This is a genomic window from Mucilaginibacter sp., assembly GCF_036568825.1.
Taxonomy (GTDB): Bacteria; Bacteroidota; Bacteroidia; order Sphingobacteriales; family Sphingobacteriaceae; genus Mucilaginibacter.
Map to the genome: position 1 here is coordinate 156,724 of NZ_DATCRU010000026.1, position 19,000 is coordinate 175,723.

Sequence of the window (19,000 nt, forward strand, 5' to 3'; positions counted from 1 at the left end):
GGTTTATAATCACAAACACAAAAAATGAAAGCAAAACAAGCAGTTCTGGACAGCATTATAAAGCAGGGCATGTTGCCTTTATATTTTTATGAAGACGCAACGGTAAGTGCGGAGATCATGCGCACGCTGTACAGGGCGGGCGTCCGCGTGATGGAATATACCAACCGGGCTAAAGAAGCTTTCGAGAATTTTGTGGTTTTGAAGTCGGTACAGGAAGCGGAGATGCCCGATCTGTTTTTAGGAATCGGTACGGTGAAGACTGTAGAGGACGCAGATAGTTACATCAATGCGGGCGCCGATTTTATAGTTGCTCCAACAATTAACCCCGCTATAGCGGATATGGTAAATGAGTTGGGTGGCTTGTATATTTCCGGATGTATGACCCCGACTGAGATTCACCTTGCCCAACAACACAAGGTGGCACTAATAAAAATATTTCCGGCTAATGTAGTAGGTCCGGGCTTTATTAGCGCCGTATCAGATGTTTTCCGTGGACAATTATTTATGCCTACAGGTGGTGTCGACCTGAATTATGAAAATATCAATGGCTGGTTTAAGGCCGGTGTTTGTGCGGTAGGTATGGGCAGCAAGTTGATCACCAAAGATGTTTTGTGGAACCAGCGTTATGATGAGTTGTATAACAACACTGTTCATGCTTTACAATTGATTCAATCGGCCAGGCAAATATGAATGAGAAACCGGGAAATTACAGGTGGGTAATCTGTGCACTCATATTTTTTGCCACCACTATTAATTACCTCGACAGGGCGGTCATCAGTCTGTTAAAAGCTTCAATAAGCAAGGATTTAAGTTGGGATGACGGCGATTATGCCAATGTCGAGATCGCCTTCAAAATAGCGTATTCAATAGGTTTATTATATGCCGGGCGACTAATTGACCGACTAGGGACAAAGATGGGTTACTTCTTTTCTACTATGTTGTGGAGTGTATCTGCAGCACTCCATGCCTTAGTAAGCAGTACTTTTGGATTTATCGCGGTCCGGTCGGCACTGGGATTGAGTGAAGCTGGCAATTTCCCATCCGCAATTAAAACTGTTGCAGAATGGTTTCCTAAAAAAGAACGTGCGTTAGCAACAGGTATATTCAACTCAGGAGCAAACATCGGCGCTGTACTAGCCCCGACTGTTCTTTACATAAATACGGCCTGGGGCTGGCGTTGGGCATTTGTGATCACTAGTTCAATAGGTCTTATCTGGCTGGTTTTGTGGTTAATCTTTTATGAAATACCAACCCGGCAAAAGCGTCTCAATAAACCGGAGCTTGATTACATAAACAGTGATGCTGATGAATCAGATCACACAGCTCAAACACAGGAAGGCGAAAAAATATCCTGGGGTAAGCTACTTAGATACAAACAAACCTGGGCATTTTCAATAGGGAAATTTCTTACTGATCCAATCTGGTGGTTTTACCTTTTTTGGTTGCCCGACTTTTTGCAAAGTCAATATGGATTAAAGGGCAATGCATTGGTAATGCCTGTTTCAACAGTTTACCTTATTTCCACTTTCGGGAGTATTTACGGTGGCTATCTGCCTAAAAGTCTGATCGAGAAAAACTGGCCGGTGTTCAGGGCACGAAAAACTTCTATGTTAATCTATGCCTTTGCAGTGGTGCCGATCATTTTCGCACAGATATTGGGCAGCATCGATATGTGGCTGGCGGTTGTTATTATAGGCTTGGCAGCATCAGCTCACCAGGCCTGGAGTGCCAATATTTTTACTACCGTTTCGGATATGTTTCCTAAGAAGGCAGTAGGCTCCATAACCGGTATCGGCGGTATGTTTGGCTCTGTGGGCGGTGTGTTTTTATCACTGTTTGTACAGAAGAACTTGTTTGTGCATTACCGTTCTATTCATCACATCGAGGTGGCTTATTACATCATGTTTTTTGTTTGCGGCGGTGCTTATTTGCTGGCCTGGTGTATTATGCACTTTTTGGTTTCGAAGATGAAGCCGGTGGATTTATAGGGCACTTTTTTCGATTTTTTTAAACTATGTCATTTCGAATCCGCAGGGTAGGGTCATGTAATGTGGCGGGTGAGAAAACTTATACCACTCTGCATGGCGGAGAGGGATAATCGTATAAGATTTCTCCTCACTCCCGGACGCTCAGCCCATCCCGAGTTCGTCGAAATGACATAATTAATTAGCTATTCTCAGCAACCGCCACCGGCTCATGTTTCACTGGAAAATTCACCGAACTGGCTATAAAGCAAAGCTCCCCTGCTTTATGATGCAATTCATTAGCCTTGTCGATCATCGAACTATCTTTTACCGTCACTACAGGTTTTAAAATTACTTCCGTAAAATGACCGCCTCCATCGGGTGTTTCTACCATAATGCCTGAAGCATTGTCGACATAATCAGTCACCACAACCCCACCAACGGCGCATAAATGCAAATAAGCCAGCATATGGCATGCAGAAAGGGAAGCCACTATTAAGTCTTCCGGATTATAACGCGTTTTATCACCCCGAAATGCCGGATCGGATGAACCATCGATATCAGCCTTCAATTCAGATTGAATAACATGATTGCGGTCATACGAGCGGTAATCACTGGTGCCGGTGCCGCGGTTGCCGGTCCATTTAACGGTTAAACTATAATTGTGCGATTTGTGCATGGTTGCAGATTTACTTAGGTTTGCCGGATTAATCACCCTATTAGGGTGACTATTTTATACCTCAAATAAACGTAATTTGATAGTAGATTTACGAAAAAGGTGTGTTGTTACAAATGACGTTTAAAATTCTGACAAAACATATTATAAAAACCAGACCGGCTGTATGCAGGCTTTTTTGTGTTTTGTTTCTTATCCTCTTTTGTCATCTAACTACTCAGGCCCAGAAATACACCTTTTCGCACTATGATATTGAGGACGGCCTGATCCAATCACAGGTGAATAACCTCGCGCTTGATCAACAACATCGTTTATGGATAACCACTTTGGGCGGAGCATGTCGCTTTGATGGCAAGGAATTTACGTCATATACCCGGCAAAATGGTATGCCAACCAACTTTATCAATAACGTTTTTGTAGATAAAGACAACGTGGTTTGGTTCGGCACCCAAAGCGGGTTGATGAAGCTGGTGAATAACAAATTGGTAAATTGTCCGGTGGCTGTTAAGCTCAAAAACAACCGCGTGCGCAGTATTGTTCAGGACGGCGATGGCACTGTTTGGTTCATCATGAATAATCGTTTATTCAAAGTATCGGGCAATTCCGGGAAAGAAGAAGTGATACAGGATACTATTAAGGAGCCATTGCTTTGCCTGGCTGTCGATCATGAAGGCAAATTGTATGCGTCGGTTCATAAAAAGGGTATCTATTACCGGGATAAGGGGAAATGGACCGACTTTGTTTCGTATCCAAAAAACGACAAGGGTCTTTTTGTCATTAAAATGCTGTTCGATCGGATAGATAAAAGCCGGCTTTTATTGTTGTCGTTCAACGGCATTTATGCAGTGAAAGATGGGGTAATGCAGCTCTATCAAAATCACCTTGTAAAAGGTATTAAAGAATCGTTCCTGAGTATGGCGCAGGATAGCGCTGCCAACTTATGGGTGGGTACCAATAATGGGGCATATTATCTTGACCTTAAGAAGCAAAACAGCACGCATTTTGTCGGCTTAAATGGTTTATCGGATAATGCGATCACAGATATTTATAATGATGCTGACAATAATTTATGGCTGGCCAGCCAGGGTAACGGTTTGTACAAATATGAAGGCGACCGCTATGTGATCTTTGACCGGACGCAGGGGCTTCCGGACAACGAAGTGGTATGGGCCATTGCAAAAGACAAAAGCGGACATGTGCTATTGGGGATCAACGGTGCAGGCTTATTCCGTTACGATGGCAAAAAATTAAGAAGCATACCATTGCCAAAAGATCACCCGGACTTGAATGGTATACAATGCCTGTATACTGATAAGAATGGCCTGATATGGATAGGTACCAATGCTGGTTTGTGGACATACGACGGCAACCGCTTTATCATAATTAAAAGCAGCGATTACTACGCTATTAATGGCATAGCACAGGATAGTGATGGTATAATCTGGACGGTGACTCCGGGTGGATGTTTTTATGTTGAGAACAATGCGCTGAAACGTTTAGATCAGTTTTCAGGCTTTTCATCAGCGATAATCAGCACCGGGAAAGACTCGGTAATTATAGGTACACAGGATGGTGTCACGCTTGCAGTCAACCAAAAGATTGTAAAGAGTTTTAAGTTGGACGCGGTGCGCACCTCTACCGTATTCAGCATGCTGAACTTTAAGGGAATGCTTATCATTGGTACAGATGATCGCGGCATTTTTGTTTGGAACAAAGTAACCGGTAGCATTAAAAACTACAACACTAAAGACGGCCTGAATTCAAATACGATCTATAGTTTGGTAACTGACGACCATGGCGCAATATGGGTAGGAACCGGTCGCGGAGCGAATAGATTTTTATATGATGATAGGAATAAGACTTTTACGGTAAGAGGTAACGGTAGTTCAAAAAATCCGATACTCGAATCGAATCAAAATGCCGTATTATATAATGATGGTAAAGTGTGGATCGGTACCACAAAAGGCGTTGTGGTTTACAATACCAATATTGTTCCTGCACAAAAAACGCCGCCGCATATTGTTATTCAATCGGTAAAACTATTGCCCCAAAGCGGAGAAAAGGGTACTACAACAATCGCTAATGGTACAAAACTTTCGTTCAGCAACAGGCATTTGTCCATTGCCTTTTTAGGCATCAATCTGAAGGATCCGGCTAATGTATCCTATCGTTATAAATTAAAAGGGCTGGACACCGCTTATTCAATGCCTGTAAAAAATAATGTAGTGGATTACCCTTCGCTGCCTGCGGGCAATTATACATTCGAAGTAAAAGCAATCGGCATGGACGGCACTCCCTCAGCCAATACCGCCAGTTTCTCTTTTTCCATCACACCGCCGTTTTATCAAACGGGCACCTTCCGTTTCCTTGCTATCATATTTTTTGTGTTAATCGGTGTTTCCATACAAAGCTACCGCCACCAGGTGAAAATAAACCGGCAAAGGATAATAGAAGCAACTAAGCGCGAAGAAAGCCTGAAAATACGCCAGCAAACAGCCGAAGATTTTCATGATGAGCTGGGGAATAAGCTAACACGCATCACGGTGCTGTCGGAAATATTGGGAACCAAAATGGATACCACACAATGCGATCAGAAGAAATTGCTGGAACAGATCAAACAAAATGCAGCATCATTATATAATGGAACCAAGGATATTCTTTGGGCGCTTGATCCGCAAAGCGATAATCTGTATGAAATACTGAATCATATCAGCGATTTTGGTAAAGAACTGTTTCTGGACACCCAGGTTGAGTTTGAATTTAAAAACATTGATGAATCGCTGAACGAAATAAAACTGCCGATGGAATACAGCCGCAATATCCCGATGATATTTAAAGAGTTGCTGAACAATATCCTAAAGCACTCGCATGCTACTAAAGTGAATATCAGTCTTGATGAAATTCATAAAAACGGGATTCACTTGACACTAACAGATAACGGCTGTGGGTTTGATGAAAATGAGATTCGCAAAGGGCAGGGTATCAATAATATTATTACGCGGACAAAACGGATCAACGGAGCTATCGATATCAGTTCTGAAAAGGGAAAGGGTACGGTGGTTGGCCTGAAGATCAAACTAAAGCCAGCATTAACACATTAAATCATAGCATATGGAACGCAATATCAGGATAGTGATGATAGAGGATGATGAGATCATCAGGGAAGGATATAGCCTGCTAATCAGCCAGGTTGACGGATATAGCGTAGTGAGAAGCTATTCATCCTTTGATGAGGCCGTTAAAACCATAGGGGAGGATTCTCCGGATGTGATATTGCTTGATATCGAATTGCCGGGTACCAATGGAATTGCTGCGATACCTAAACTCAAAAAAATTTTGCCCAGTGCACATATCCTGATATTGACCGTTTATGAATCAGAGAAACAGATATTTGAAGCACTGGCAAATGGGGCATCGGGCTATCTGACTAAAAATACGCCTGCTTTTAAAATTATCGAATCGATAAAAGAAGTGCGGGAGGGCGGTGGTCCGATGAGTGTGAATATCGCCCGCATGGTTATCAAATCTTTCCAGCGTAACCAGGAGTCGCCATTATCAAAACGCGAAACCCAGATACTGGAACAAATAGCCGATGGCAAAAGTCGCAGCCAGATAGCAAAAGAGCTGTTTATCGACCTGGAGACTGTACGCAGCCATATCAAAAATATCTACCTGAAACTGGATGTCAATTCCCGTGCGGATGCGATCAGGCTGGCTAAAGAAAATAAGCTGATTAAATAAAGATTGCCGGATGTTTTAAGAGAAATCAATCAAATCAATCTCTTTCATTATCCTATCAGTTTCAAACAGTGCAACTATCATTTTTTGATAATGTAAAATATCATCAAAATTTAACTCACGGCCTTTACGGTCTTTAAGCCATTTTTGCGCAGGCTGATAGCCGCCGATATAGAACTCCCAGGCTGTTAAGGGCACTCTATCAAAATATTGGGTATCGTTGATGTAAACCCGTCCGGCTTCGTATTTTATACTGGAAACTATATTGGTGCCATCTTCCGGGTAACTGGTTATGTAATCGTTTACTTCTTCGCTTTCTAATAAGTGCAATTTTCTAAGCTGACCGCCTAATTTTACTAATTCCCAAAACGTTGAGGTGTCTTTTGGATAGGGTATGCGTGGAAAATCAATTTTTAAAAACTCTTTATATTCTTCCCGATATGCTGGTGCATATAAAATAGCATATATATAATCCATTATATCTATTGGCGAAAACGTCTTACTCGAAACTTGTTTTTCATTAACAAATTCCAAATTTAAGAGACTTGCAATTTTTTGCAGTATTGAAGGTTTTAAGTTTGGAATCCTAACCTGCCCTAAATCTGTGCTTAATTGAGAGTCTGTTTGCCGGTATAGGTATAATGGAAAGACCGAACCACCGCCTCTGTAAAAAATATTTTGATCTGATATCGTATTTGTAATGAACGCCAGATTCCAAGTCATGCTTCCAACTGCTTGGCCTTGTCGTCCAGATATGATAGCCCAATTTTGAGACTTGAAATTTGACATAATCCGTTTTTGACTATAGGCAAAAAAGCCTTTCGGCACCCCTGTAAAGTAAGTATGTCGATTATCAAAAGGCCTATAGGCTATCTCCTTAAAGTTTCCAGTTCCGGAATTATTTTTTAAATCAGAAATGGCCTTTGATAGTACCCAATCTCGGCTGTCATTTTTTATGTTGTATTTTGATCTTATGGTCGATTCTTCATTTTCGACTAAGTAATTGATTCTATTGAAAAGTGATGTTTTTTCAAATGCGATTGTAAGATCATCATTTTTAGAAAGCACCCCCAAAGAGTTTTCAGGGAACAATTCAGGCAATGAAAATGTTAATACATAATCATTAGGTTTGGTCAGATCTTTTCTTGAGAAAAAATAATAAGGATCGATCGGACTTAATTCCTGAAAGTCTATTGTTGTTAAATTGTTATTTAGCAAGAAATTGTACTTAAATTCTCTTTGTCCATACACATCTTTATGAAACACTTTTGCCAGATCGCCCGCTCTCTTTTTTCCCGTTCTAACAAATAAATTGATACTTACTCCCTGCTTTATATCAAATACATTCACATCAGCAGTTCCATCGGGTGATATTTCTTTTTTTGTACTATTCCCGTGTAGATCAATCGTATATATTTTTTCATAGGTTTTAAGCAAGTTCCAACGCATGCCTCTAAATGTAGGATTATCAAGGTAGCCGTGTGGATTGATGAATGCTAAAGCACCTTCACCATTTTTCTCTATAAAGTGTTGACCGTATCTTAAAAATTTAACATAATCATCATTAATAAATTTTGAATTTTTTTCATTCAATTTTTTTAATGAATTAGGTTCCTTTTTGTAATCTTCCATCAAGCCCATAATCCACTCGCCTTTATTAGCACTTTCGCCACTATAGGGCGGATTTCCCATTACGACCATCACCGGCGTATCACGTTTTATATGATTCGCCTCATTAGCTTCCCCACTCAGCCAACTGGCAAACAAGGTGCCTGTATCCGGGTGGTGCTCCTCTAACGAGTTTGTCAGATAAACCCGGAAACGTTGATTCTTTGTTGATTTAAACCCCGTTTCCGTTAAAAGCATGTCCAGTTTTAAATGAGCCATGGCATAGCTTGCCATTAATAATTCAAAGCCATTTAAACGGGGTATCAAATGATTTTCTGCGTAGTTACTCCAAATCCCTTGCTGCCCCTTAAACTTGCTGTAAACTTGCTTTACTACTTCAGCCAGAAATGTTCCGGTGCCGGTCGCCGGGTCTAGTATCTGCACTTTATGGACCTCTATTTCGGTTTCAATTTCTTTTAGCTTTGACCGTTGATCAGCAGTCGCTTTGGTAACACTCTTTTTCCTGATCTTTATTTTGCTATTGTCCGCTAAGCCGTTGGGCAAATTGAACTCAGTTTTTAGAATATCATCAACTGCGCGAACTATGAAATTAACAACCGGCTCGGGCGTGTACCAAACGCCTCTTGCCTTCCGCAAAGCGGGATCATATTCAGCCAAAAATGTTTCGTAGAAGTGAATGATCGGATCATTTGCCTGAGTGGTTTTTCCGAAATTTTGCAGAATAGCCGCTACATCCGTCGCCCTGAAAATATCGGCCAAAGCATCTACTACCCAAGCTATTCGTTCGTCCAAATCAAACGCGGCTATGTGCTGAAATAGCCTGCGCAGAAATGGGTTTGTCTTTGGTATTAACTCGGCAGCCTCCTGCCGGGTAAAAGTGTTAAGCGTAGTGTCGTGCAAACGTGCAGCGAACATCCCGTAAGCAATAGTTTGAGCATATATATCTGCAAACTCTTTCGGTTTAATATCATGTATTAAAATATCCTTGAAAGCCTGCATTTGGTCTTTAAGTGGGCTGTCCTGTTCATTTTCTTCATCACTATTTAATGCCCTTTCAAGGATTTCGGCAAGCAATTTCGCTTTATCCGCCATCATGACAGACAGCTTAGACGCCGACTTAATGGTTTGCCCCACATGGGTGCAAAAGCTTTTTATCAGCGCTGTAAATTGATCGAAATTTTCAGCGACAGGCACTATTTCATGACCTGCGATTTTGGCTATTTTTAATTGCGTTTTTAGCTCACCATCAATGTAAAGCCAGAAATCAAGGTAGTCGGTTATTATTAAGTTATTGAGCGACTTCCGATACCTTTCGAATTGTTCTTTGTGGTCCTTGCTGGCTAAGTCTTTACCGATGTCTTTAGCCTCGATATAACCAACAGGGATTTCATTTAATGTGATAATGTAGTCAGGCGCACCACAAGCGATACGTTTTGGCTCATTAGTAACTATAACTGAAGGAACGATGCTTTCAAGTAATGTTCTTAAATCACCTCTATAACTGTGTTCGCTTGAGAGCCCTGTTTTGTAAAGTTTATTTACCTGACTTACGTACTGAGATATGGTCATTTAGCAATTTAGGCTTAGATAGGGCAAATTAGCTAAAATTGTGTAAAAGTTATTTGATACATACAATAAATAAATATGCAGTGATGCATATATACAAATATATAATGCCTAACTGAATAATGTGGTGACAGTGTTTTGCCAGTAACATGGTGTTTTATGTCGGCGTTCACGAGCGTTCACGGCGTTGTGAACGAACAGCAGTAGCCTCACCCCAACCCCTCTCCAAGGGAGAGGGGCTTTATGATTCTGTAGTGGTCAGCTCCATTATTTCATAAATCACCCTATAGGGGTGATAATGTGCTAAAATCACCATTGTATCTTTATACATAACATAAAATGGTTTTAGCCAGTGCGATATGGAATACCTGAGGATACTAAAAAATAAAAACAAAATAACCAGTACCACCTCCGATCACCGGTCATATTCAGAAACGGCCGCGAATTTCAGCATCAGGTTCGTTTTTAGCGGAACAGAAACCTGCTCAATCGGCAGACGTCAGTTATCGCTACATACCGATTCATTTATTATGCTGAATAAAGGGACGCAATTTACCAGCAGCAGCGATCCACGTTTGCCTGTAAATGTGCTGTATGTTGAGTTTGATGAAGAGTTTTTGAGTGAATTTAGTGAGAAGTTTTTCAAAGGCAAGAAAGGTGGTTTATTTGATACCGAGCACCTGGCTTACCAGCTTCGGGAAACAATCTATCTGCTTAAGGCTGATCTGAAACTGACTATCAGCAGATTGAAAAGCCTGATAGAAGATGAGAATCCAGATGAAGTACAGATAAATGAATTATTACAGCGTTGCCTCCAAAACTGCTGCCGCATTTATAACGAGGAAATATCGCTGAAGGCCAAAAAACTTAACTTTTTGAATATAAATACCCGCGTAGAGATATTGCGTCGACTTAATCTGGCCAAAGAATATTTATATGCCAATTACGATAAGAATGTAAGCCTGGAAAGCCTGGCTAATTATGCTTGTCTTTCAGTAAATCATTTGCTCCGGACATTTAAGCTGGCATATAACCAGTCGCCGCATCAATATCTTATTCAGATACGTTTGCAAAGGGCCCAGTTGTTATTAGCTAAAACAGAATACCCCGTGTATGAAATTGTTAATATGGTAGGGTTTAAATGCACTAGTTCCTTTATTCGTTTGTTCCGTAACCGCTATCAGACTACGCCGCTTAAGTATAGGAACGTAGCTGCGTGATTCAGTTGGCAGTTAAGGGTTTGCAGTTTGCAGACGGAACTCATTAAAAAAAAGAAACCCGCTTGGCACACAAGCGGGTTCCGGATTAACGTTAATAAATCATTCGCCCGTTGTATAAAATTCGATAGAAGGTTTGCCTATTACACCGCCGCTTTCCATCAGCTTTTTCTTTGCGTCCGAGGTAATTGCAGCTTTTGCTTTTGCCATATCAGTGATGTCGAATACCAGCTGTACCAGGTTAGGGTCGTCGATGCCGCGTGACAGAGCCACATCTACATAGCCTTCGCTTGCCCTTTTATCTTTACCTTCTCCATCATACACTTTCAGCCAGGCATCAAAATCCTTTACCTTATGAGTAACAACAAACCATTGTTTTTCTTTCGATTCCGTGTTAACCCTGAGTACATGATAGTAAGTCATTTCCGGTTTTGAAACCACCCCGGCTTTGTCCATTGTTTCTTTCAACTTCGGATCAGCAGCAAATGCTTTTCCCTTGGCCATATCCGAAACCTTGAAGAAGATTGCGATATGGTTAGGATTGTCAGCGCCTCTGCCTACTGCAAGATCCATCAGCCCCGCGCCTTTGCGATTGGTTGAATCGGCATTGAAAAGTGACCTCCATTTGCTATAATCTTTTACGTCGTGTACAACTTCCACCATATCAAATGGCGGTGTCAATGCAGATTGCATAGCCTTTTTTGCAGTATCGGCTTTTTTGGTAGTGTCAGCCGTTTTAGTGGTGTCGCCGGTACTCTTGTTTGCCGAGCCTCCGCATGAAACAAGAGCTGCCGCAATAAGCAATGCAGGCAGGAGTTGAAGAACTTTTCTGATCCTTGTCATTTTTGTTAGGTTTTTAATTGTGAATGATTAAAAAATGAAGTATGCGCCCCTATTAGTGACAACACAAAAGACAAGATGTACTACCAGAAAATCAGGGCTTTACACATCTAATATATCAATTTAAAACTGATATATTTATTAAAATGAGGAGATAAATATTTCTTGACTAAAGGCCTTATTTTTAGCTATCCTGGTGAGCTTTGTACCACTTTGGTGTTACCATTACTCTGTCAGGATTTTTAGAATCTACCAAAATATTGATTTGGTCGCCTGGTTGTGGTATTTCATCAAAGCGGGTGTCATAACTATTAGTTGTAGTTACAACTCGTGTTGTTTTATCCTCATTGTCAATTTGAAGCTTGATTTCATAGATCTTGTCATAATTACCCTTACTAAAACCAGTTTTGTAAATAGAAAGTACAGTTGCTACTGCAGGATAACCGTGTTTTAAAAAATACCGCCGCTTGCAATTAGCCAGCCTGTACATACAATAAAAAAGTGCTAATCCCAGGATAATTATGAAGTATTTGGATCCCAAAAGCTCTTGAATTGTAAAAAACATAAGTATCGAAATATAGGAATTATAGTGCAATAAAAAACCCGCTTAGTTTGCAAGCAGGTTTTTTATTGACGAACCATTATCGATGCTCATTTATAGGCTATCATAAAATAAACCTTAGATGCGTAATAAGGCGTTTCAGAGCTGGTGTTTTTTACTTTAATAGTGAGCGTGCTATCGTAAGTTGGGGTGAAAACTACTTCGGCAAATTTGCCGGTGCGGCTGTTTCTGTCGTACAAATAACCTGATGGGGTTAATATTTCCACGTCTACATCCAATACATTGCCATCATCAGATAATGCGATAATGTCATAGGTTACGCCAGCATTAAATGTAAAGGTTTTAGTAAAAGCCTGGCCCTGTTCAAGACCGCAGTTCCATTCCTGGCCGATGCCGTAACCCATGCCCTGTGCATAATTCCTGATGTAAGAATAAGCATAACCCTGTGCGTGTGAAGCTGAAGCAAATGCGATCAGCATTCCGATAACAAAAAGAAACTTTTTCATAACGTTGTTTTTAAAGTGTGAATGTTTAATGCTTTTTGTAGTTATATCGGAGGGATTTTCAGACGTCATCTAAAAAAATAAAAAAAAATTTCACGTCATTTCAATACATCTTTTAGCGCCATCTGCTACGGGCCTTGCAACAGCACATCTTAATAAAATCTTTACTTAAAAAACGCCTGTAAAAGTTGGGCATTCAAATTTTATTGCTTTATTTTTATGTACCCCTTGTGCCTTATATACAGTTCGTTAAATATTAGCAGTTGAAGTAGTGCAGATTTGAGGAACGTTTATCCTGCAATCCATCTTTAAGGTATCATCGGGCCTGCCGAACTAAAAGCTAACCGGAACTACATTGCGCGATGTATTGATTCTTCCGGCAGCATTTCTATACCCGGATAACTAGTCAAAAAAAATTTTTTAAAAAAACAGATGACATCGGAAAAATTGTCCGATACATCCATAAAAAAGGATATGAAAACGAAATCATTCTTCATTCTGACCGTGGCTTTGCTAAGCTTTTCAAAAGCTTTTTCGCAGGTCAGCGAATCCAAAATCCTCATGGCGTACAAAAATGGTATCAAGAGGTTTATGACCTTTGAAACCTGTGGCAGTCCGGTTGATGGTCCCGTTTATGTTTATAAGGAAACCGAAAACCATTTCCTGGATCATGTAATGCCGATCACCCCGCAACAGCAGGATGATTTGGGGCAGCGGGAATTTCAAGCCCAGATGGAGGCCCATGTTGCCAACCGGCCGCGTGATCTGCAAAAGATCAAAGAAATTGTTACCAAACTGGTTGCTCAGTCACGGTTCCCTGATCGTCAGTATCATGTTTACCTTATTCAGTCGAATGAGATCAATGCCTTTTCAACTATCGGCGGGTATATTTATGTGACTACCGCTTTGTTCGATTATGTGGATTCGGATGACGAAATGGCATTTGTGTTAGGGCACGAGCTTACTCATATTATCAATCAGCATGTGGTTCGCAAAATAAAGAAAATGGCCATGCTGGCTTATGCAGGACAAAAGCTGAACATGCAGCAGTTTCAGCAAATAGCACTAAATCTTAACCTGACATTATCTGCTCCTTTTGACCAGATAGACGAATACGATGCCGACCGTGGTGCAGTAACCCTGACAAAAAAGGCAGGTTATGACGAAACTGCTTTCAATGGCTTGTTCCAAAAGTTTGAAAGACTGGAGAAGAAACAACTATTGGCACGCTTTACTTCTACCCATCCAACATCGGCTCACCGCAGGGCATGTTTAAATAAAATGATCGGCAAAAAATAATAAACCGGACATGATAATCAAAGTAGATCATACAGGCATTAATTACGAACTGAACGATGGGCAAACCATTTCTATCGGCAGAAAAGGTGCCGGTGCAGATTTGGAGATCGACGATCAAAGTATCTCTCGTAAGCACGCACAGGTTAAACTGGAAGGCCGGAATGTCCATATCATGGACACTAAAAGTACCAATGGGGTATTGATTAACGGGAACAAGATCGCACCTGAGCAATGGTATGCCATTGCCAACGGCGACCAAGTGAGTATAATGAGTTATCATCTGAAATTCGGAGATGCAAAAGAATCTGAGTTAGTTGAACCCAGGCCCGAGCCTAAACCACAACCCAAACCCGAACCAAAGCCACAGGAAAAGAAGCAAGGAGCAGAGGATTTGAATAAAAAGTTTGACAGCCTGCTGAATTTGAAATTGCCGATAAAGATCGGTCGCGCGGATGACAATGATATTGTACTGCCCGACAAGGCACCGGATGACCGGACTGTGTCTCGCAAACATGCGGAGATCTATTTTGAGGGAGGCAGATATTGGGTAAAAGATTTAGGTTCAACCAATGGCACATTTCTGAATGACACCCGTTTGGAATCAAATCAGCCTAAACTACTGGAAGATAAAGATATCGTATTAATACACCTGCATTGTTTCAGCCTGGTAGATGGCTACCGCGATTTGCGTGAAGAAGTTGCCATTCGTGCTGAAGGTATTGGAAAAGTGTATGCCAACAAGTTTGTCGGCCTGAACCCGATGAGTGTGGAGATACCTTATAAAAAGATAGTGGCGCTGATGGGACCGTCGGGCTGCGGTAAATCTACCTTGCTGAAGGCGCTTAATGGCGATAACCCTGCTACTTCGGGTAATATCTATATCCATGGGCTTTCACTGCGCGAGAACTACCAGCTTTTAAAGCGGAAGATCGGTTATGTGCCGCAGGATGATATCATCCATAAAGAGCTAAAAGTAGAAGAAACGCTGTACATGGCCGCCAAACTTAGGCTGCCCGATGATACCAGTGATGCGGAGATCAGCAAACGAATAACCGAAGTACTGGCCAGCCTGAATTTTGATGATGAAATACGGCATAAGGAAGTAGGCGGACTTTCAGGTGGACAGCGCAAAAGGGTTTGTATTGCGGTAGAGCTGCTAAGTCGCCCAACTATTTTGTTCTTGGATGAACCAACCTCTCCGCTCGATCCGGAAAGTATCGATGAATTCCTTAAATCCTTAAAGGAACTGGCCGCTAACGGAACAACTATCGTAATGGTGACCCACAAGCCTGAAGATCTGCTTTATGCGGATAAAATCATCTTTATGGCCATTAAAGGGTACTTTGTTTATTATGGCGAAAGAAATGGTTTGCTGGAAAAATTTAAAGCATCTAATATCCTCGAAGTATATAAAATATGCGGTGACGATAAAAAATTTGATCCGAAAGGTTATTACATAGCACCGCGAGGCGCCATCACCCGCCGCGAGCCTGAAAAAATGATCGCAGCAGATAAGCAAAATAACCTGTTGCTGCAATTTTACTGGCTAACACTCCGATACCTAAGAATCAAGATCAGCGATAAATACAATATGTACCTGCTGCTGGCGCAGCCATTTATTATCGCTGGTTTGGTGGCCGTGATATTTCATGGGTTAAATGTGCAGGTGATGATGCTGATAGCGATCTCGGCTATTTGGTTTGGCGTGAGCAATTCATCCAAAGAGATCGTCGGCGAGTTTGCCATTTATAAACGCGAGCGTATGTTCAACCTGAACATTCATACTTACATACTCTCTAAGTGGGTAGTGTTGTCGATCATTTCGCTTGTGCAGGTGGTTATTTTTATTTCAATCATCCACTTGCGGTTTCATAGTGATGAATCATTAGGTAGTTACTCTCAGAATATAGCTTATATGTTTTACATCGCGTCATCGGCAACCCTCTTCGGGCTTTTCCTGTCAGCTTATTTTACCACTACGGAGAAAGTGCTAACGGTTGTTCCTATTGCCCTGATGCCGCAGATCATGCTGGCAGGTGTGGTAGAGCATCTTCGGAGTGTCAATGTGGACGCCTTAAGTTATTTTACTCTTGGGCGCTGGGGGACTGAGGGGTTCCTTCGTATCCAGGGTGATAAGATTTTTACTCTTGTGGTTGAAAGCAAAAAGCCACCCCAATCTATGCACGCGCTTGAAGGGCTCTATTACAATAAGGATTTACAAGACAGTGGTGGGGCATTTGTAACGATGTTTAACCATATGTCATCAGACATTATGGCTATAGTGGTCTTAGGCGTCATTACTTATGCGCTTACCTATTATTCATTAAAGAAAAAAGATACGATATGACACGCGATAAAAATAAAATAGCGATGCGTGGTGTGGGCGGATCCGTGTATATCCTGGCGATTATGTTTTTGAGCATGCTGCTTTGCTCATGCTTCAAAAAGCCGGTTTTTATCGATGTAAACTCGGTAAAGATCGGCGCTGTAAAAGATTCAATACTCGAAGCAAATATCGATTTTAAGGTATACAACCCCAACGGAATGGGCGCTACTCTGACTGCATCAAAGATCAATACTTACTATAAAGGCAAACTTGTAGGAGTAAGCACGCTGAATAAAGAAATTCATCTGCCGGGCAAGGATACTATAATTATCCCAATGGTGTCTAAGATCAATTTGTGGATGCTGGCTAAAGTGTTCCCCGAATTGCTTCAGAACGATGGCGCCGCATTTAACATTACAGGTGATACCAAAGTGAAATCGATTGGTGTTTCGTGGGACATAGCACTGAAGGATAATATTACCATCAATGTAAAAGAGGTGTTGATAGCGCAGATTAATAACACTTTTAAAAATGACTCCAATTTTCGTATCAAAAGACTAAGACTGACGAAGATACCGGGGCTTAATAAAAGCATGTTCCAGATGTCTATCGGACTGCATAATCAATTCTCATTTAATTACAGGCTGAACAAACTTAACCTGGATATCTATCGCAAAAATGAAAGCCTGAACATAGCTAACTGGAAACTGAAAGATACGGTGAACGTGGAAGCCGGCAAAGATGCTGATATCCCATTGCAGGTAGAAGTAGATAACCTGCGCCTGTTGAGCCAGGCCCGAATGTCGGATGTGCTTAACCCAAACCCGGTATTTGTTTTAAAAGGCGACGCAGAAGTTTACATACAGGGACGAACATTTAACATACCCATACAGGAAACCAGGCAGGTATCATTTAATCCATTAGCAGGCATTCACTTTTAATATGACCGAAACACAAATTATTGACGAGCTAAAAAAAGGGAACGAGAACTACCTGAAGTATTTATACAGTTTTCTGCCGGATGTAAGGCGCTTTACCCGGCAGAATAACGGTGACGAGGAGGACGCAAAGGACCTTCTGCAGGACGCTATTATCTCCTTTTATGAGAACCTGCGAACAGGGAAGTACTTGCAGAATAATTTGAAAGGCTATTTGCTTACTATTTGCCGGAATAAATGGTTTGACAAACTGGATAAACTGAAAAGGCAGGCTAATAAAATAAAAGATATTATTAGCATAAATGAAGAAGCAGAGGAAGACCGGCAGTTTGAGTTCAGGATGCAGCAACGAAGCCTAAGTGAATATTTACAGGATGCGCTGAACAAGCTGGGCGAACCCTGCAAAACATTGATAGAAGCGACAGTATACCTGAAAATACGGATGGAACAGGTAGCCCAGGATTACGGCTATGCCGATGCACATTCGGCCAGGCAACAAAAGCTGAGGTGCCTGAAACGGTTGAAAGGTTATACGTCATACGAACACATTATCAATTTGATTTAGCAATGGAAGAGGATTTGAAAGATATTGATCTGATTGACCGTTATCTCAGCAATGAGTTGGATGAGCAGCAGCAACAGGTGTTTAAAAACCGCTATCTCAATGATCCGGAGTTTAAAAAGGAAGTTGAGGCTTACCAGAAAATATACGAGGGAATAGAGAAAGCAGGTCGTGATTCACTTAAGCAACGACTGGAAGGTTATTATAACGAATATATTGATGAAGACCTGAGCATTGAAGAGGACCACAAAATAATACCGATCAGCAAGTGGCGCAGCAATATGCTGGTGATATCTGGTATTGCAGCTTCCGTACTGCTGGTGGCATTTGGCATATGGTACTTTACTTTAAAAGAGACCGCTCCAAGTCAGCAAGTTGCCCAGGCACCAAATCATACCAAAATAGATTCGGGCAGCAAACAGGGGCAATATGCCGGCACGAAAAATAACCCATCGACAACTGCTCCGGTCAAAAAGAGCAACCCGACGTTACCGGTTAGCAAAGGCGATCAATATGGATTGACAGACCGGGGCAAAGTGAATACCGTGCAGGTGTTATCCGTGCTTCGCCCTGGCTTATGGGCGTATACATTTAAAGATGGGTTATTATCTATCTACAACAACCCATCGCTTGGTATGATCCGCCTCCATGTTTTTAAAACTGATGATCAGTATAATCTCTGGTACGATGGCGATGTATATAGGCTTCGCCCGACAGCGTCTATTCAAACCCTGATCAAAACCGGCCAATCAGAAGATTTTGGCACTAAAACAACGGAGACTATCAAGGTTCAGGTAGAACCATTACAGGCGTCAGCTAATACTTCCAATAATCTTACTGTCCGTTTGCAGAAAGGGGATGAAGGAAAGTATTTCTTCCAAACAGAAAAGAATAAACTAATACTGGAGCTGCAGGGAAATTTTGTGCCGGCTGACTGTAAGGTGATCGACGTAAAGACGCCAGATAGCCATAACTGGTACCTGGTCTATAAATCAACAGTGTATGCACTGGACGAAAAAAATATTGATCCAACCCGGCTGAAGGAGCTGTCCGGATTATCGAGCGAAGCAGCCCGGTTATTTATGAAACGGGAACTAGTGACAGTACCGGTATACGCCCGTAAATGATTTAAATCGCTGTAGATAAAATTTTTTAATAATTGATACAAAGACGAGTGACA

The 19,000-nt window shown here is 41.5% G+C and carries 15 protein-coding genes; 10 read left to right on the forward strand and 5 right to left on the reverse strand.

Features of this window, described 5'->3' with window-relative positions:
* Positions 1–24: 24 nt before the first annotated feature.
* Both VIM89_RS05755 and VIM89_RS05760 read left to right on the forward strand, forming a co-directional pair.
* Positions 25–690: a beta/alpha barrel domain-containing protein gene (locus VIM89_RS05755; RefSeq protein ID WP_488155182.1), complete on the forward strand. Its 666-nt coding sequence runs from the start codon at positions 25–27 to the stop codon at positions 688–690.
* Positions 687–1,988 (forward strand): MFS transporter, encoded by a 1,302-nt coding sequence (locus VIM89_RS05760; protein WP_488155183.1) that lies wholly within the window; start codon positions 687–689, stop codon positions 1,986–1,988. The genes VIM89_RS05755 and VIM89_RS05760 overlap by 4 nt, the downstream gene beginning before the upstream one ends.
* Before the next feature lie 178 nt (positions 1,989–2,166).
* Here the strand turns inward: VIM89_RS05760 and VIM89_RS05765 are convergent, their stop codons facing one another.
* The gene (locus tag VIM89_RS05765; RefSeq protein WP_488155184.1) at positions 2,167–2,643 is read right to left on the reverse strand and encodes an OsmC family protein; all 477 of its coding nucleotides are present in this window, start codon (positions 2,641–2,643) and stop codon (positions 2,167–2,169) included.
* 182 nt (positions 2,644–2,825) lie between these two features.
* Between VIM89_RS05765 and VIM89_RS05770 the strand changes: the two genes are divergently transcribed.
* Together VIM89_RS05770 and VIM89_RS05775 are read left to right on the forward strand one after the other, a co-directional pair.
* Positions 2,826–5,741 carry a ligand-binding sensor domain-containing protein gene (locus VIM89_RS05770; RefSeq protein ID WP_488155185.1) on the forward strand — a complete coding sequence of 972 codons (2,916 nt, stop codon included), beginning with the start codon at positions 2,826–2,828 and terminating at the stop codon, positions 5,739–5,741.
* 10 nt (positions 5,742–5,751) lie between these two features.
* Positions 5,752–6,381 (forward strand): response regulator transcription factor, encoded by a 630-nt coding sequence (locus tag VIM89_RS05775; RefSeq protein WP_488155186.1) that lies wholly within the window; start codon positions 5,752–5,754, stop codon positions 6,379–6,381.
* 15 nt (positions 6,382–6,396) lie between these two features.
* Here the strand turns inward: VIM89_RS05775 and VIM89_RS05780 are convergent, their stop codons facing one another.
* Entirely contained in the window at positions 6,397–9,576 is a 3,180-nt protein-coding gene (locus VIM89_RS05780; RefSeq protein ID WP_488155187.1) for a type ISP restriction/modification enzyme, read from the reverse strand.
* A gap of 356 nt (positions 9,577–9,932) precedes the next feature.
* Between VIM89_RS05780 and VIM89_RS05785 the strand changes: the two genes are divergently transcribed.
* Positions 9,933–10,793, forward strand: coding sequence for a helix-turn-helix transcriptional regulator (locus tag VIM89_RS05785; RefSeq protein ID WP_488155188.1), 861 nt, complete (start codon positions 9,933–9,935; stop codon positions 10,791–10,793).
* A gap of 99 nt (positions 10,794–10,892) precedes the next feature.
* Here VIM89_RS05785 and VIM89_RS05790 read toward each other — a convergent pair whose 3' ends face one another.
* The 3 genes from VIM89_RS05790 to VIM89_RS05800 form a co-directional block, all read right to left on the reverse strand.
* Positions 10,893–11,633, reverse strand: coding sequence for a hypothetical protein (locus VIM89_RS05790; protein ID WP_488155189.1), 741 nt, complete (start codon positions 11,631–11,633; stop codon positions 10,893–10,895).
* Positions 11,634–11,814: 181 nt separating this feature from the next.
* The gene (locus tag VIM89_RS05795; protein ID WP_488155190.1) at positions 11,815–12,120 is read right to left on the reverse strand and encodes a hypothetical protein; all 306 of its coding nucleotides are present in this window, start codon (positions 12,118–12,120) and stop codon (positions 11,815–11,817) included.
* Positions 12,121–12,281: 161 nt separating this feature from the next.
* The gene (locus VIM89_RS05800) at positions 12,282–12,698 is read right to left on the reverse strand and encodes a hypothetical protein (RefSeq protein WP_488155191.1); all 417 of its coding nucleotides are present in this window, start codon (positions 12,696–12,698) and stop codon (positions 12,282–12,284) included.
* Positions 12,699–13,169: 471 nt separating this feature from the next.
* Between VIM89_RS05800 and VIM89_RS05805 the strand changes: the two genes are divergently transcribed.
* Genes VIM89_RS05805 through VIM89_RS05825 form a run of 5 tightly spaced genes read left to right on the forward strand, consistent with a single transcriptional unit; the run spans position 13,170 to position 18,947 of the window.
* Entirely contained in the window at positions 13,170–13,994 is an 825-nt protein-coding gene (locus VIM89_RS05805) for a M48 family metallopeptidase (protein WP_488155192.1), read from the forward strand.
* A 10-nt stretch (positions 13,995–14,004) separates the two neighbouring features.
* Positions 14,005–16,341 (forward strand): FHA domain-containing protein, encoded by a 2,337-nt coding sequence (locus tag VIM89_RS05810; RefSeq protein ID WP_488155193.1) that lies wholly within the window; start codon positions 14,005–14,007, stop codon positions 16,339–16,341.
* A complete protein-coding gene (locus tag VIM89_RS05815; RefSeq protein ID WP_488155194.1) occupies positions 16,338–17,261 on the forward strand; it encodes an LEA type 2 family protein in 924 nt (307 codons plus the stop codon). Before VIM89_RS05810 ends, VIM89_RS05815 begins: the two co-directional genes overlap by 4 nt.
* Position 17,262: 1 nt before the next feature.
* Complete coding sequence (locus VIM89_RS05820) at positions 17,263–17,823, forward strand: RNA polymerase sigma factor (RefSeq protein ID WP_488155195.1); 561 nt, start codon at positions 17,263–17,265, stop codon at positions 17,821–17,823.
* A gap of 2 nt (positions 17,824–17,825) precedes the next feature.
* Entirely contained in the window at positions 17,826–18,947 is a 1,122-nt protein-coding gene (locus tag VIM89_RS05825; protein ID WP_488155196.1) for a hypothetical protein, read from the forward strand.
* Positions 18,948–19,000: the final 53 nt, after the last annotated feature.

Excerpts from the sequence above, each read along its gene's own strand:
- VIM89_RS05765 (WP_488155184.1), bottom strand. The coding sequence starts at position 2,643 with ATGCACAAATCGCACAATTATAGTTTAACCGTTAAATGGACCGGCAAC.
- VIM89_RS05785 (WP_488155188.1), top strand. The coding sequence starts at position 9,933 with ATGGAATACCTGAGGATACTAAAAAATAAAAACAAAATAACCAGTACC.
- VIM89_RS05780 (WP_488155187.1), bottom strand. The coding sequence starts at position 9,576 with ATGACCATATCTCAGTACGTAAGTCAGGTAAATAAACTTTACAAAACA.
- VIM89_RS05795 (WP_488155190.1), bottom strand. The coding sequence starts at position 12,120 with ATGTACAGGCTGGCTAATTGCAAGCGGCGGTATTTTTTAAAACACGGT.
- VIM89_RS05790 (WP_488155189.1), bottom strand. The coding sequence starts at position 11,633 with ATGACAAGGATCAGAAAAGTTCTTCAACTCCTGCCTGCATTGCTTATT.
- VIM89_RS05820 (WP_488155195.1), top strand. The coding sequence starts at position 17,263 with ATGACCGAAACACAAATTATTGACGAGCTAAAAAAAGGGAACGAGAAC.
- VIM89_RS05815 (WP_488155194.1), top strand. The coding sequence starts at position 16,338 with ATGACACGCGATAAAAATAAAATAGCGATGCGTGGTGTGGGCGGATCC.
- VIM89_RS05805 (WP_488155192.1), top strand. The coding sequence starts at position 13,170 with ATGAAAACGAAATCATTCTTCATTCTGACCGTGGCTTTGCTAAGCTTT.
- VIM89_RS05775 (WP_488155186.1), top strand. The coding sequence starts at position 5,752 with ATGGAACGCAATATCAGGATAGTGATGATAGAGGATGATGAGATCATC.
- VIM89_RS05760 (WP_488155183.1), top strand. The coding sequence starts at position 687 with ATGAATGAGAAACCGGGAAATTACAGGTGGGTAATCTGTGCACTCATA.
- VIM89_RS05825 (WP_488155196.1), top strand. The coding sequence starts at position 17,826 with ATGGAAGAGGATTTGAAAGATATTGATCTGATTGACCGTTATCTCAGC.
- VIM89_RS05800 (WP_488155191.1), bottom strand. The coding sequence starts at position 12,698 with ATGAAAAAGTTTCTTTTTGTTATCGGAATGCTGATCGCATTTGCTTCA.
- VIM89_RS05810 (WP_488155193.1), top strand. The coding sequence starts at position 14,005 with ATGATAATCAAAGTAGATCATACAGGCATTAATTACGAACTGAACGAT.
- VIM89_RS05755 (WP_488155182.1), top strand. The coding sequence starts at position 25 with ATGAAAGCAAAACAAGCAGTTCTGGACAGCATTATAAAGCAGGGCATG.